Here is a 13,206-nt window from a genome sequence, read left to right on the forward strand (position 1 = left end):
GGGCCGGGCGCGCGTTCCGCCGTTCGGGAGGGGGGACGGTGCGTCAGAGCTCCAGCGTCACGCGGTACTCCGTCAGCCAGACGTCGAGGTCCAGCGCCAGGTCGACGCCCAGCCGCACCGACCCGGGGTCGGTGTCGGGGGCGAGCGCGTCGGCCAGCCGCCGCCGGTCCAGCAGTTCCAGTGCCGGGGAGGTCCGTTCGGCGGCGAGCCGGGCGAGGTCGGCGCGCAGCAGCTGCGGGTAGCGAGGGTCGGCGGTGATCGGGTACGCGCTCTTGACCCGGTCGGCGACCTCGGCCGGCAGCAGGTCCCGGACGGCGGCGCGCAGCAGGCTCTTCTGCTGCCCGTCGAAGGTCTTCATCGCCCACGGCGTGTTGAAGACGTACTGGACCAGCCGGTGGTCGCAGAACGGCACCCGCACCTCCAGCCCGCCGGCCCGGCTCATCCGCTCGTTGCGGTCGAGCAGCACGCCGGAGAAGCGGGTGAGGTTGAGGTACGAGACCTCGCGCATCCGCCGTTCCACCGGGTCGGCCGAGGGCAGGTGCGGGACTTCGGCGAGCGCCTGCCGGTACTGGGTGCGGCGGTGGCCGGCCAGGTCGAGCTTGCGCACCAGGTCGGCGTCGAGTAGCTGCTCGCGCGGGGCGGAGCCCGGGCCGGCCAGGCCGCCGTCGAGCCGGGCGGCCCAGGGGAAGTCGTCGGCGGCGATCGCGGCCGGGTCGTGGAACCAGGGGTAGCCGCCGAACAGCTCGTCCGCGGCCTCGCCGGACAGGGCGACGGCGGCCCGCTCCCGGACGCGGCGGAAGAGCAGCAGCAGGGCGGCGTCCAGGTCGGCGAGCCCGCCCGGGAGGTCCCGGGCGCGCAGCACGGCGTGGCTGCGGCGCAGCTCGGTGAGCTCGGCGGCGTCCAGCGCGATCACGTCGTGCTCGGCGCCGACGTGCCGGGCGAGCATCCGGGCGTACGGGCCGTCCGGCGTCGAGCGGGCCGGGTCGGGGTGGAGGTCCTCGTCCCGGCCGGTGAAGTCCACCGCGAGGGTGCGCAGCGGGCCGGCCCCCGTCCGGCGCAGCGCCGCCGCGGCGAGGGCGGTGAGGGCGCTGGAGTCCAGGCCGCCGGAGAGCAGCGAGCAGAGCGGCAGGTCCGAGTCGAGCTGGCGGTGGACGATGTCCTCCAGCAGGGCCCGGACGGTGGCGATCGTGGACTCCAGGGAGTCGACGTGCTCGCGCGCCTCCAGCCCCCAGTAGCGGCGCTCCGTGACGCCGCCGCGGCGCACCCGGACCAGGTGCCCGGGCCGGACCTCGTGGACGCCCCGGTACGGGGTGGTGCCGGGCGTGCGGGTGAGGGAGAGCAGTTCGCGCAGCCCGTCCAGGTCGACCACCGCGCGGACCGCGGGGTGGGCCAGCACCGCCCCGACCCCGGAGCCGAACACCACGCCGTCCGGGGTCGGGCGGTAGTGCAGCGGTTTGACGCCCAGCCGGTCGCGGACCAGCAGCAGCTCCTCGTGCCGGGAGTCCCAGATCGCGAAGGCGTACGCGCCGTTGAGCCGTTCGGCCAGGCCCTCTCCCCACTCCAGGTAGCCGAGCAGCACGACCTCGGCGGCGTCCCGGGTGCGGAAGCGGTGGCCGGCCGCCTCCAGTTCCGCGCGCAGTTCGCGCTGGTTGTGGACCTCGCCGGTGAGGGCGAGTACGGCCAGTGGGCGGCCGTCGTGCTCGACGGACAGCGGCCGCGCCCCGCCGTCGGCGTCGGCCGCGCCGGGGCGGCGGCGGCCGAGCGCGGCGTGCGGCTCCAGGTGGACGCCGCCGGCGTCCGGGCCGCGGCAGACCTGGGTGGCCGTCATGGCCTCGAGGACGTCGTGCTCGGCGGTGAGGTCGCGGTCGAAGGCGACCCATCCGGTGATCCCGCACATCAGCAAGCCCTCCGGTCTTCGGGTACGTGTGGCGGGGGTCACGCTACGGGCGCCCTCGGCGCGGCATCAAGAGCCTGTCCGGAAGGTGACGGCCAGGGGTCCGCGCGGTTACCCGGGCCGAAAGTCGCCGAGCCTGCCCGAATTCGGGCAAGATCTTTGGCTTCGGCGCGCCGGGCGACCTAGAGTTCTCATTCGTGCCGAGCTCACCCCACCCTCACGAAGACCTCCTCGCCCACCTCTCCCGGACCAGCCCGCTCGGGCCCCGGGAAGCGGCGCGGGTCGTGGCGGAGGTGCTGGCGTACTTCTCCGAGACCACCGAGGAGTACGTCCGTCGCCGCCACGGCGAGCTGCAGGCACGCGGCCTCACCAACGAACGGATCTTCGCCCGGCTCGCCGAGGAGCTGCCCGCCCGCCGCGTCGCGGCGCCGGAGCTCTCGGCCCGTCAGCTGCGCCGGATCGTCTACGGCTGAGCCCCGGGTTCATTCGCTATTTCTGGAGGAGTCCACGCATGTGCGGAATCGTGGCCTACATCGGCCCCAAGGACGCGACCCCCTTCCTGCTGGAAGGACTGGCCCGGCTGGAGTACCGCGGCTACGACTCGGCCGGCGTCGCCGTCGCCGGGCGCACCGGCGGCATCAAGCTCCGCAAGGTGAAGGGCCGGGTCGCCGACCTCGCCGCCGCCGTGCCGGCCCGCTTCAAGGGCGGCACCGGAATCGGCCACACCCGCTGGGCCACCCACGGCGTGCCCAGCGACGCCAACGCGCACCCGCACCTGGACAACGCCGAGCGGATCGCCGTCGTGCACAACGGCATCATCGAGAACGCCGACGAACTGCGCGCCAAGCTCGCCGCCGACGGCGCGGTCTTCCGCTCCGAGACCGACACCGAGGTGCTCTCCCACCTGATCGCCGCGCACACCGCCGAGGGCGTCGAGCTGGAGGACGCCGTCCGCGCCGCGCTCGGCCGGGTCGTCGGCACCTACGGCATCGCGGTGCTCGACGCCGAGCAGCCCGACCGCATCGTGGTCGCCCGCAACGGCAGCCCGATCGTGCTCGGCATCGGCGAGAAGGAGATGTTCGCCGCCTCCGACGTCTCCGCCCTGGTCCGCTACACCCGCCAGGTGGTGCACCTGGAGGACGGCGAGCTCGCCACCGTCCGCGCCGACGGCTTCCGCACCTTCACCGCGGACGCCCGCACCACCCATCGCCAGCCGTCCACCGTCGACTGGGAGATCGACTCCTTCGACACCGGCGGCTACGACCACTACCTGCTCAAGGAGATCCACGAGCAGCCCACCTCCGTCGAGCGCACCCTCAGCGGCCGGCTCGACGAGCGGTTCAGCACCGCCCACCTCGGCGGCCTCAACCTGGACGCCCGCGAACTGCGCGAGATCCGCCGGGTGAAGATCCTCGGCTGCGGATCCGCCTACTACGCGGGCGAGATGGGCGCCCAGCTGATCGAGGAGCTGTCCCGCATCCCCGCCCACAGCGAGCCCGCCTCGGAGTTCCGCTACCGCAACCCGGTGATCGAGGCCGACACCCTGTACGTCGCGGTCAGCCAGTCCGGCGAGACCTACGACACGCTGGCCGCCGTCCAGGAGATCAAGCGCAAGGGCGGCCGCGTCCTCGGCGTCGTGAACACCGTGGGCAGCGCGATCGCCCGCGAGTGCGACGGCGGCATCTACCTGCACGCCGGGCCCGAGGTGTCCGTCGCCTCCACCAAGGCCTTCACCTCCACCGTGGTCGCCTTCGCCCTGCTCGCCCTGCACTTCGGCCGGATCCACGACCTCTCGCCGGCCGACGGCCGCCGGATCGTCTCCGCCCTCCAGGCGCTGCCCGACCAGATCCGCGAGGTGCTCGACCAGTCCGACGCGATCGCGAAGCTGGCGGCCGAGTACGCCGACTCCGCCGGCATGATGTTCATCGGCCGGGTCCGCGGCTACCCGGTGGCCCGGGAGGGCGCGCAGAAGCTCAAGGAGATCTCCTACGTCCACGCCGAGGCCTACCCGGCGAGCGAGCTCAAGCACGGGCCGCTGGCCCTGATCAGCCCCGAGCTGCCGACCGTGGCCCTCGTCCCGGACGACGAGCTGCTCGACAAGAACCTCACCACCCTCGGCGAGATCAAGGCCCGCTCCGGCCGGGTCATCGCGGTCGCCCACCGCCGGCCCGAGGACAAGCTGGCCGACCACTGCATCCTGGTCCCCAAGAGCGAGCCGGAGCTGGACCCGCTGCTCCTCAACATCCCGCTCCAGCTGCTCGCCTACCACGCGGCGGTCGCCCTCGGCCGGGACGTGGACAAGCCGCGGAACCTGGCGAAGAGCGTGACGGTGGAGTAGCCGTCAGGCGTTCGAACCCCGGGCCCCGGTCGTTGTGCGGACGACCGGGGCCCGGCCGCCGTCAGGCCCGGTTCGGGCGCGCCGTCCGGACGTGCTGCCCGATCAGGGCGGCCAGGGTCAGCACGGCGGCGGCGTGCAGCAGCCACCAGCCGGCCCCGAAGGTCAGCGTGAGGTTCGCCTGCACCGTGGGCGGCAGCCTGTGGGCGATGTCGTCGGGGCCCACGGTGAGGTCCGCGACGACGAGAGCACAGGGCAGCGGCAGGGCGCAGAGGTGCCCGAGGAGCCGGAGGGCCGGGTACGGGCGGTGCGGCAGGACGGCCGCGCAGACCAGGGCGAGCAGGGCGGGCACCAGCCACGCCCAGGACATGAATCCGAGGGCCCGTTCCGTGTCGGCGAGCCCGAGCGCGGAGTACAGCGGGAAGCCCGACCCGGACGCGTGGTTGATGGCGGCGACCGTCTGCGGGGTCATGTTCCCGCCGGCCGCGATGCTGACGGTGCCGCCGGTGAGCAGCATCGACACGCCGTACACGGCGAGCAGCCCGGCCGGCACCAGGACGGACGCGAGCAGGCGCTCCCGCCGGCCGGTCGCCGCGGGCCGGCCCGGTTCTCCCGGCCGGCCCGGTTCTGCCGGCCGGACCGGGAGGGTCGGCGGGGTGACCGGTTGGGTGGCGAGCGCGGTCGGCGGGTGCGCGGGCCGGGCCGGCGGCTGCGGCAGCTGCGGTTGCCGCAGCCGCTGCTCGGCGAGCAGGGCGGCCGCCTGCGCCCCGGTGAGGCGGGCGTTCGGGTCCTTCGCCAGCAGGCCGTCGATCAGCGGGGCCAGCGGGCCGGCCAGGGTCATCGGCGGCGCCTGTTCGAACAGCACCGCGGTGAGCGTCGCGACCGGGGTGTCCCGGCGGAACGGCAGTCGGCCCTCGGCGGCCTGGTAGAGCGTCGCACCGAGCGAGAACAGGTCGCCTGCCGGGGCCGCGGGGCTGCCGTGGGCGCGCTCGGGGGCGAGGTAGTCGACCGAGCCGATGAAGGCGCCCGAGGCGGTGAGGGCGGTCTGGTCCTGCTGCACGGCGATCCCGAAGTCGGCGAGCAGCACGCCGCCGTCGTCGGCCAGCATGATGTTCGCCGGCTTCACGTCGCGGTGCACGATCCCCGCCCGGTGCGCGGCGTCGAGCGCGGCGAGGACGGCCTCGGCGACCGTCACCGTGTCGGCGGTCGGGAGCGGGCCCTCCCCGGCGATCCGCTCCTCCAGGGACCGGCCGACGATCAGCTGCATCACCGTCCACGGGACGCCGTCGTCGACCACCACGTCGTGGACGCCGACGACGTTCGGGTGGTCGCGCAGCCGGGCCGCGTGCCGGGCCTCCCGCTGGGCGCGCAGCAGGCGCTCGGAGTGCTCCTCGGGCGAGGCGGCGGGCGGCAGTCGGACCTCCTTGACGGCCACGTCCACGCCGAGCACCTCGTCGTGGGCCTGCCAGACGCTGCCGAAACCGCCCGCCCCGAGCCGCCGGGCCAGCCGGTACCGGCCGCCGACCAGCCGCCCCGCCGAGGTCACGGCCGTGCCGCCGTCCCCGCTGTCCGCCACCGTCGGTTCCCCCGATCCTCGGCCTGCACGTCCGCCACAGTCTGGCAGAGCCAGTTCGGCCGGCGGCGGGGGAGGGCGGCGGGGGTGCGGAGTTGGTGATGCTTCGGGATACCGACGGGTTGTCATGACTGAAACACCGTCGGGCTGGGCATAACGACGTGGACCCACCGAAGGGCCCGGCTGACGCTCCCCCACGAGCGCAACCGGGCCCCGGGCCGGCGATCGGGCCTGGGCGTGACTCCCCCCACGGAGTGGCGACCAGGCCCGCAGCGTGTTCAACCAGCGATACGCAGAGTACATGTCATATCCACGTAGCGCTACCGAGTTCCGCGCTTCCGTTCCGGGCCCCCGGGCGGGCCCTGGGACGGGCCTCGTCCGGGCCCCGGGGCGGGGGTCAGTTCGCGCGGCCGGCCCAGGCGTAGGCCGCCAGGACCGAGAGGTAGCGCCGCCGGACGTCGTCGCGGTCGGCGGCCTCCGGGACCGACTCCCGGTTCAGGCGTTCGATCATCTCCGCCTGGTCGAGCAGGACCCGGCGCTGCTGTTCGGTCCGGGTCTCCGCCATGATCTCGGCCAGCGCGTCCAGCTGGCGGATCAGGACGGCGGGCATCCCGGGGGCGGCCTGGCGGATCTTCTCGAACGACCGCTGGACCAGCCGCTCGTAGCTCACCGGGACGGTCATCACCCGGACGTACCCGGCCTCGTCGCGGTGGACGGGGTTCGGGTCCCAGCGGGCGGCGATCCGGCACAGGCCCTCGCCCAGCCAGTCGATGCAGGTCAGGGTGGTGAAGGTGTCGTTGACCGCGGTGGACAGGGCCCGGATGGCGATCTCCACCAACTGGTCGACGGCGAAGGCGATGTCCTGGGCGAGGGTGCGGGTCGACCCGACGACGTGGGCGCGGGCGAAGCTGCGGGCCACCTCGGGCGCGGCCGCCGGCGGCCAGACGGTGGCCAGCGGGTGGCCCTGGACGAGGAAGTGCCCCGGCCGGTGGTCCAGCCGGATGACGGCGTCGAGCTCCGCGGCCATCCGGACGAGCGTGCGGTGCCGGACGAACTGGAGGTAGCCGCTGGCGGGGGCCGGGACCGTCGCCCCCGAGGTGTCCAGCCGGACGTTCAGCTCCGCGGCCGTCGGCCCCGCACCGCCCCCGGCAGGCCGGTCCGGCCCGCCCGCGCCCGCCTCGATCGCCTCCGACAGCTCCGCCGCGATGCTCGCGATCACCCGGGGCAGCTGGATGGAGGTGGCGATGTGGTGGATGAAGAAGATCAGTACGGCGAGGTCGAGCATGACCAGCACCATGCACACGGTGATGGACAGATGGGGGACGAAGTCGCCCCTCGGGCCGGGCCCGATGACGACCAGCGAGAGGATCGCGAAGACGAACGTCCCGACGAAGGTGCCCAGGGTCATCTGGGTGGTGCGGTCCCGGATGAAGGTGCGCAGCATGCGCGGCCCGAACTGGGTGGAGGCCAGCGTGAGCGTCACGATCATGATCGAGAACACCACGCCGACCACGGTGATCAGCGCCGCCGCGATCGCCGCCAGGACCTGCCGCGCCGAGTCCGCCGTCCCGCTGATCACCCAGGACGGCAGCCCCAGCGTCCCGTCGTACGCCCCCCGGTCCAGCGAGACCGTGACCGCGAACAGGGCCGCGGCGAACCCGACCTCCAGGATCGGGACGACCCACAGATTGGTCCGCAGCGCCTCGCGCCGCCACTGCGCCTCCAGGTGGACACCGCGGATCACCTCGCCCACCTCCGTACGCCCGGCCCGCCGGTACACCCCCTCGACCACCCAATCTAGGGTCCCGGCGGCCTCCCGGCTCGGCGTCCGCCCAGCCCGTACGGCTTGACCTTGACACGGTGACAAGCCCTTCACTGGTCTCCAGGAGGTGGTCCCGATGACGACGTCGACCGAGGACGAGAACACGATGCGGGTGTGGAAGGGGCTGGCGCACGACGACCCGTCGGTGCGGCTGCGGGCCGCGCTGGCCGTCGGGACGAACCCGGACCCGGGGTTCGTCGACGGGCTGGTCGAGCGCTGCGCCGTCGAGCCCGACTTCCCGGTGCGGGAGATGCTCACCTGGGCGCTCACCCGCCATCCGGCGGCGGTGACCGTCCCGCCGCTGCTCGACGAGGTCCGCTCGGAGCGCGCCCAGGCACGGAGCCAGGCGCTGCACACCCTGTCCAAGATCGGGGACCGGCGGGCCTGGCCGGCCGTCACCCCGGCGCTGCTGTCCGACCCCGACGAGGAGGTGGCCCGCAGCGCCTGGCGGGCCGCGGTCGTGCTGGTGCCCGAGGACGAGCGGCCCGCCCTGGCCGTAGGGTTGGCGGCGCAGCTCGGGCGCGGCGGCCGGGAGACGCAGCTGAGCCTCAGTCGGGCGCTGGTCGCGCTCGGGGAGGCGGTGGCGCCGGTCCTGACGGCCGCGACGACGGACCCCGACCCCCGGGTGCGCGCCCACGCGCTCGCCACGGAGGCGCTGCGCCGCGACCCGGACGCCGGCTTCGAGTCGGCGATCGAGGAGGCGAAGCGGATCGCCGTCCTCGGGACCGAACGGGACGGGTAGCGGGGATGTCGATCGGTGGCGGACGGTGTGGACGGTTTGGACGGTGTGGGCGGTGCTGATCGGTGAAGTCGCCCGGCGGTCCGGGGTCAGTGCCCGGATGCTCAGGCACTACGAGTCGCTCGGCCTGGTGCGGCCCTCGGGCCGTACCGGCTCCGGCTACCGGGAGTACTCCGACGCGGACATCCGGCGGATCTTCCACATCGAGAGCCTGCGCTCGCTCGGCCTGTCGCTGCACGACGTCGGGCGGGCGCTCGACGACCCGGGCTTCGCACCCTCGGGGCTGGTCGACGACCTCGTCGCCCGCACGCTGGAGCGCATCGCGGCGGAGACCGAGCTGCTGACGCGGCTGCGCCGGATCGGTGCGGCGGAGCCCGGCGGCTGGGAGGACGTCCTGCGGACCGTGGCGCTCCTGCGCGGGCTGGAGTCGGGGAGCGCGGGGGCGCGGCAGCGCGCGGCCCTGGCGGCGGTCGAGGAGGCCCCCGTCCCCCTGGAGGCACTGGCCGAGGCGGTGCTGGCCGAGTCGGACCCGAACGCCGCCGGGGCCCTGCGGTGGGCCTTGGCACGGGCCGGCGGGGCGGCGGTGGCCCTGCTGGCGCCGGGCCTCGGCTCGCCCTCGGCCGAGGTGCGGGAACGCGCCGTCCGGTCCCTCGCCGAGATCCCGGCCGACGCGGCGACCGCACTGCTGCGGGACGCCCTGGCTGGCCCCGATCCGGTGGTCCGCGGGTACGCGGCGCTGGCGCTCGGGGCCAGGCGGGTGGCCGACGCCGTCCCGACGCTCATCGACATGATCGTCGAGGAGCGGAACGACGCCGACGCGGCCGACGCGCTGGCCGCGCTGGCGAACGGAGGCGCCGGGGGCGGTGACGCCGGGGCCGGTGACGCCGGTGTCGGTGCTGCCGGTGATCCCGTTCTGGCGGACCGGATCGCCGGGCGGCTCGTCGAGCGGCTGGCCCGGGACGGGGTCGACGAGCCCGCCCGGCGGCGGCTGACCCAGGCGCTCGCGGACATCCCGGGGAGCACGGCGACGCGCGCGCTCGCCGGGCTGGCGCGGGACGGTGACCGGGTGGTCGCGCTCACGGCGGCGTACGTGCTCACGCTGCGCGGCGCGTGGTAGCGGACTCCCGCGCGGCCGCGCAGTGGCTGTGGGCGGTCGGTGGCGGTGGGCCGGTCAGCCGGCGCTGCTGATCCGCAGGATGCCGGTGGTGGTGCCCTGGTAGACCACGCCGCCGGGGGCGATGGAGCCGACCATCTGGAGCGTGTCGAAGAGGAAGCCCGCGCCGAGGTAGTGGGTGCGGGTGACGGCGCCGGTGCGGGGGTCGACCTCGGCGTAGTCGTAGGGATCCAGGATCGAGGTGGCGTCGGTGCCGGGGATGACCGGTCGGCGCAGCACGGTGTGGAGCAGACCGTCGCCGGTGGACAGCCTCGGCACGGCGGCGGAGCGCACCGTGGTGTCCCAGACGAGGTCGCACCCGGAGCCGTCGGAGCGGACGTCGACCCGGCTGAGGCCGCCGGAGAAGCGGCCGGAGGCGGGCACGCTCGGGCCGGCGTCGGCGGGCAGCTTGGGGTACGGGTAGCCGTAGGTGCTGGCGACGAAGACGGCGTTCCCGGCGCCGACCGGGGAGTTCTCGCTGCCACTGCCGCCCGCCCTGAGGACGGGGACGGAGCAGACCTCGGAGCCGTCGGCGGTGCGGTAGACCAGCAGGTGCACGGTCGGCGCGGCGTTGTCGACGACGGTGACGTAGTCGGTGCCGGTGCGCGGGCCGAAGAAGGTCGGCGTGGAGCCGGTGCCCCAGCTGAGCTGTCCGGGCTTGCGGCCCGGCCCGCGGTCGTACGGCCGCCGCCAGGCGATGCGCGGAGTGCCGTCGGCCTCGGCGGTCAGCAGGTAGGTGGCGTGGGTGGTGGCCACCAGCGTGCCGGCCGGGGCGGTGGAGAGGGAGTTCGCGACCTTCTCCCCGGCCGGGAGGGCGAGGGTGCGGACGGTGCCGGTACGGTCGTCGGCGGTGCCGACGACCCCGCCGCCGGTGGCGAACCAGACCCGGCCCTGCCAGTCCGGGGACAGGCCGGTCACGGCGTCGCCCTCGGGCACGGCGCCGGCCAGCGACAGCCGGCTGTCCACGGTCAGCGCCCAGGCGCCGGTGGCGGTGCGGTGGTGGCCGATCCGCAGCAGGTCGCGGTTGCCGTCCACCACGACCAGGCGGTCGTCCTGGTCCAGGTAGGCGTACACGCCGCCGAGCAACGAGCCCTTGGCGATGGGGAGTTCGGCGACGGAACCGCCGTCGGCCGGGTCGAGCAGGTGGACCGTCGGGACGAGGCCGAAGATCGTGGTGCAGAGCGCGACCGGGCGTCCGTCCGAGCCGACCAGCACCGTCGGGCAGGCGGACTGGAGGGCCACCCGCTCGGAGTCGAGCGGGCCGGGCTTCGGGCCGGGCAGCGGGGTGGCGTCGGAGGAGCCGGTGTCGCCGTGCATGGTGGCGGTGCCGTCGGGCCCCGCGTACGGGTTGTGCGGCGGGAGCGGACCGAACGGGCTGTCGGCGTGGGCGGGGGTGGGGACCGCGAGGGCGGGGTTCGCGAGGGCGGGGACCGGGAGGGCCAGCAGGGCGGCGGTCACGAGTGCGGGCAGCGCGAGGCGCATGGGAGTTCCCGTCGGGAGGAGGGGTAGGCGGCGTGGTGGTGCACGTGATCGCCCGGGTGGGGGTTCCCGACGGCGCCGGGGGCGCCGGGCTGATCACCGCGTCAGAGCGCGCGGTGACAGATCGCCGAGCACGCGTGCCCGAGGTCGACGTCGAGTCGACGGCTCAGGTGCGTGTGGCGGTTCATGCGGCCAGCATGGACCACTGACACTTTGTCGCACAAGCGTCCGTCCGGCCCGTGGGACCGGGGGGGTGTCGGTGGTGGTGGCGGTGGTGCCGGTGGTGGTGCCGGTGGTGGTGCGGGTCAGAAGACCGAGCAGCCGGAGAGGGTGGTGAGGGTGTCCAGGGCGGTCACGGCGGCGACCGAGTTGCCGGCCTGGTCGAGGCGGGGCCCCCAGGCGCAGACGGCCGCGCGGCCGGGCAGTATGGCGAGGACGCCGCCGCCGACGCCGCTCTTGCCGGGCAGGCCGACACGGAAGGCGAACTCGCCGGCGGCGTCGTAGGTGCCGCACGTGAGCAGGACGGCGTTGAGGCGCTTGGCCTCGCTGCGGCTCATCAGGCGGGTGCCGTCGGTCCGGACGCCGTAGCGGGCGAGGAAGGCGCCGGCGAGCACGAGGTCGCGGCAGCTGGCGGCGATCGCGCAGTGCGCGTAGTAGTGGTCCAGCACGGTGTCGACCGGGTTCCGCAGATTGCCGTGGCTGGCGATGAAGTGGGCGAGCGCCGCGTTGCGGTGGCCGTGCTCGGCCTCGGAGACGGCGACCACCGGGTCGGTGTCCAGCACCCGGTTGCCGGACTCGCGGCGCAGGAACTGCCGTACGGCGCCGGAGGCGTCGCCGGTCAGGGACTGCAGGCGGTCGGTGACCACCAGGGCGCCCGCGTTGATGAACGGATTGCGCGGGATGCCGTGCTCGGTCTCCAGTTGGACCAGCGAGTTGAAGGGGTTGCCGGAGGGCTCCCGGCCGACGCCCCGCCAGAGGTCCTCGCCGCCGTCGGTGCTGTAGGCGAGGGCGAGGGCGAGCGAGAACAGCTTGGAGACGCTCTGGATCGAGAACGGCCGCTCCCAGTCGCCGACGCCGTGCAGCTCGCCGTCGACGGTGGCCACGGCCATGCCGAAGGCCTCCGGGTCGGCCTCGGCGAGGGCCGGGATGTAGTCGGCGACGTGGCCCCGGCCCGTGGTCGCCCGGGCGGCCGCCTCGGCGGCGGCCAGCAGGACGGGGTAGTCCAGGTTCTCCACATCGAACAAGGTTCTTCACTCCACGCGCGGACGGGTACGGACACGATCCGGCCGGGGGCCGCCGTGCGGCGACACCCGGTCCGACCTGTGATTATCCGTGCTCGGGGGAGTGCTGTGCGCCAGGCGGGGTGCGGTGCGTGGCGTGCCGGGAGGCCGGTGCTACGGCGCGTTGGTCGGCGCCTGGACCGGCGGGCCGGTCAGCAGGGTGCCGGAGTCCGCGTACGGCCAGCCGTTCGGGACGCAGCCGTGCAGGCCCTTGATCTGCTGCATCATCACCGGCGCCGGGGCGCCCGGGCCCGGGCAGTCGACGTGGCCGTTGCCGAGGATGTGCCCGACCTCGTGGTTGATCGCCAGCGCGTGGTACAGCTCCGGTTGGTTCCGGTAGAACTCGGACAACTCGGTCCACCGCTTGAGGTTGATCACTACCTGGTGCTGGACGCCGCAGTTGACCCAGCCGCCGGTGTCCAGCCCGTACTGGCCGCAGATCCGGTCGGTGGAGCCCGGGGTCGCCAGGTAGACCGTGAAGTCCACCGGGTCGGCGGCCATCCGCTGGAAGGACGCGGTGCCCCCGGCCGCCCAGCCGCGCCGGGTGTCGCCGAGGACGGCGTCCACCTCGGCGGCGAACTGCGCCGGACTCTCCGCGATGCCGTCCTCCACCCGCACCTTGTAGCGGTACAGGTGCTCCCCGGTGCCGAAGCGGGCGGAGCCGCCGGGGGCGGTGGTGAAGGCCAGCGGCGCGGGCTCGCCGCTGTGCCAGGGCTGCCACCACAGCAGGCCGGCGGTCACCGCCGCGACCAGGGCCAGGGCGAGCGCGGCGTGCCAGGGCCGCCAGTGCCGCCAACGGCGCGGGCGGGCCGCGGCCGCCCGCATCGGCCGCGGCCCGCCGCCCCCCCGGCGTGCGTGCGGCGGGTTTGGGGGGTGGGGGGGGGGGGGGTGTGGGGCATGGTGGGGGTGGGGGTCCTGGGGGGGGTCAAAA

At 74.8% G+C, this 13,206-nt stretch carries 11 protein-coding genes; 5 read left to right on the forward strand and 6 right to left on the reverse strand.

Annotated features, from left to right (window positions below; all coding sequences use genetic code 11):
* Positions 1–43: 43 nt before the first annotated feature.
* Entirely contained in the window at positions 44–1,897 is a 1,854-nt protein-coding gene (asnB, locus tag ACFV8H_RS01635) for an asparagine synthase (glutamine-hydrolyzing) (RefSeq protein ID WP_380396048.1), read from the reverse strand.
* Between the two features lie 194 nt (positions 1,898–2,091).
* On the opposite strand from asnB, the gene ACFV8H_RS01640 reads away from it, so the two are divergent.
* Positions 2,092–2,367, forward strand: a complete 276-nt coding sequence (locus tag ACFV8H_RS01640) for a hypothetical protein (protein ID WP_360237016.1) — start codon at positions 2,092–2,094, stop codon at positions 2,365–2,367.
* Between the two features lie 38 nt (positions 2,368–2,405).
* Complete coding sequence (glmS, locus tag ACFV8H_RS01645; protein WP_380396049.1) at positions 2,406–4,232, forward strand: glutamine--fructose-6-phosphate transaminase (isomerizing); 1,827 nt, start codon at positions 2,406–2,408, stop codon at positions 4,230–4,232.
* A gap of 61 nt (positions 4,233–4,293) precedes the next feature.
* On the opposite strand, the gene ACFV8H_RS01650 is transcribed toward glmS, so the two are convergent.
* Both ACFV8H_RS01650 and ACFV8H_RS01655 read right to left on the reverse strand, forming a co-directional pair.
* On the reverse strand, positions 4,294–5,805 hold the full coding sequence (locus ACFV8H_RS01650) for a protein kinase (RefSeq protein WP_380396050.1): 1,512 nt from the start codon (positions 5,803–5,805) through the stop codon (positions 4,294–4,296).
* Positions 5,806–6,199: 394 nt separating this feature from the next.
* Positions 6,200–7,594, reverse strand: a complete 1,395-nt coding sequence (locus ACFV8H_RS01655) for a DUF2254 domain-containing protein (RefSeq protein ID WP_380396051.1) — start codon at positions 7,592–7,594, stop codon at positions 6,200–6,202.
* A 106-nt stretch (positions 7,595–7,700) separates the two neighbouring features.
* On the opposite strand from ACFV8H_RS01655, the gene ACFV8H_RS01660 reads away from it, so the two are divergent.
* Positions 7,701–8,366, forward strand: a complete 666-nt coding sequence (locus tag ACFV8H_RS01660; protein WP_380396052.1) for a HEAT repeat domain-containing protein — start codon at positions 7,701–7,703, stop codon at positions 8,364–8,366.
* Between the two features lie 52 nt (positions 8,367–8,418).
* Positions 8,419–9,480, forward strand: a complete 1,062-nt coding sequence (locus tag ACFV8H_RS01665; protein WP_380396053.1) for a MerR family transcriptional regulator — start codon at positions 8,419–8,421, stop codon at positions 9,478–9,480.
* A gap of 54 nt (positions 9,481–9,534) precedes the next feature.
* On the opposite strand, the gene ACFV8H_RS01670 is transcribed toward ACFV8H_RS01665, so the two are convergent.
* A complete protein-coding gene (locus tag ACFV8H_RS01670; RefSeq protein WP_380396054.1) occupies positions 9,535–10,998 on the reverse strand; it encodes a hypothetical protein in 1,464 nt (487 codons plus the stop codon).
* Positions 10,999–11,030: 32 nt separating this feature from the next.
* Here ACFV8H_RS01670 and ACFV8H_RS01675 point away from each other — a divergent pair, with 32 nt between their 5' ends.
* Positions 11,031–11,204, forward strand: a complete 174-nt coding sequence (locus ACFV8H_RS01675; RefSeq protein WP_375886011.1) for a hypothetical protein — start codon at positions 11,031–11,033, stop codon at positions 11,202–11,204.
* 96 nt (positions 11,205–11,300) lie between these two features.
* On the opposite strand, the gene ACFV8H_RS01680 is transcribed toward ACFV8H_RS01675, so the two are convergent.
* Together ACFV8H_RS01680 and ACFV8H_RS01685 are read right to left on the reverse strand one after the other, a co-directional pair.
* A complete protein-coding gene (locus ACFV8H_RS01680; RefSeq protein ID WP_380396159.1) occupies positions 11,301–12,221 on the reverse strand; it encodes a glutaminase in 921 nt (306 codons plus the stop codon).
* 168 nt (positions 12,222–12,389) lie between these two features.
* The gene (locus tag ACFV8H_RS01685) at positions 12,390–13,100 is read right to left on the reverse strand and encodes a DUF3152 domain-containing protein (protein WP_380396055.1); all 711 of its coding nucleotides are present in this window, start codon (positions 13,098–13,100) and stop codon (positions 12,390–12,392) included.
* Between the last annotated feature and the right edge of the window lie 106 nt (positions 13,101–13,206).

This window comes from Kitasatospora sp. NPDC059827, assembly GCF_042731675.1.
Classification (GTDB): Bacteria; Actinomycetota; Actinomycetes; order Streptomycetales; family Streptomycetaceae; genus Kitasatospora.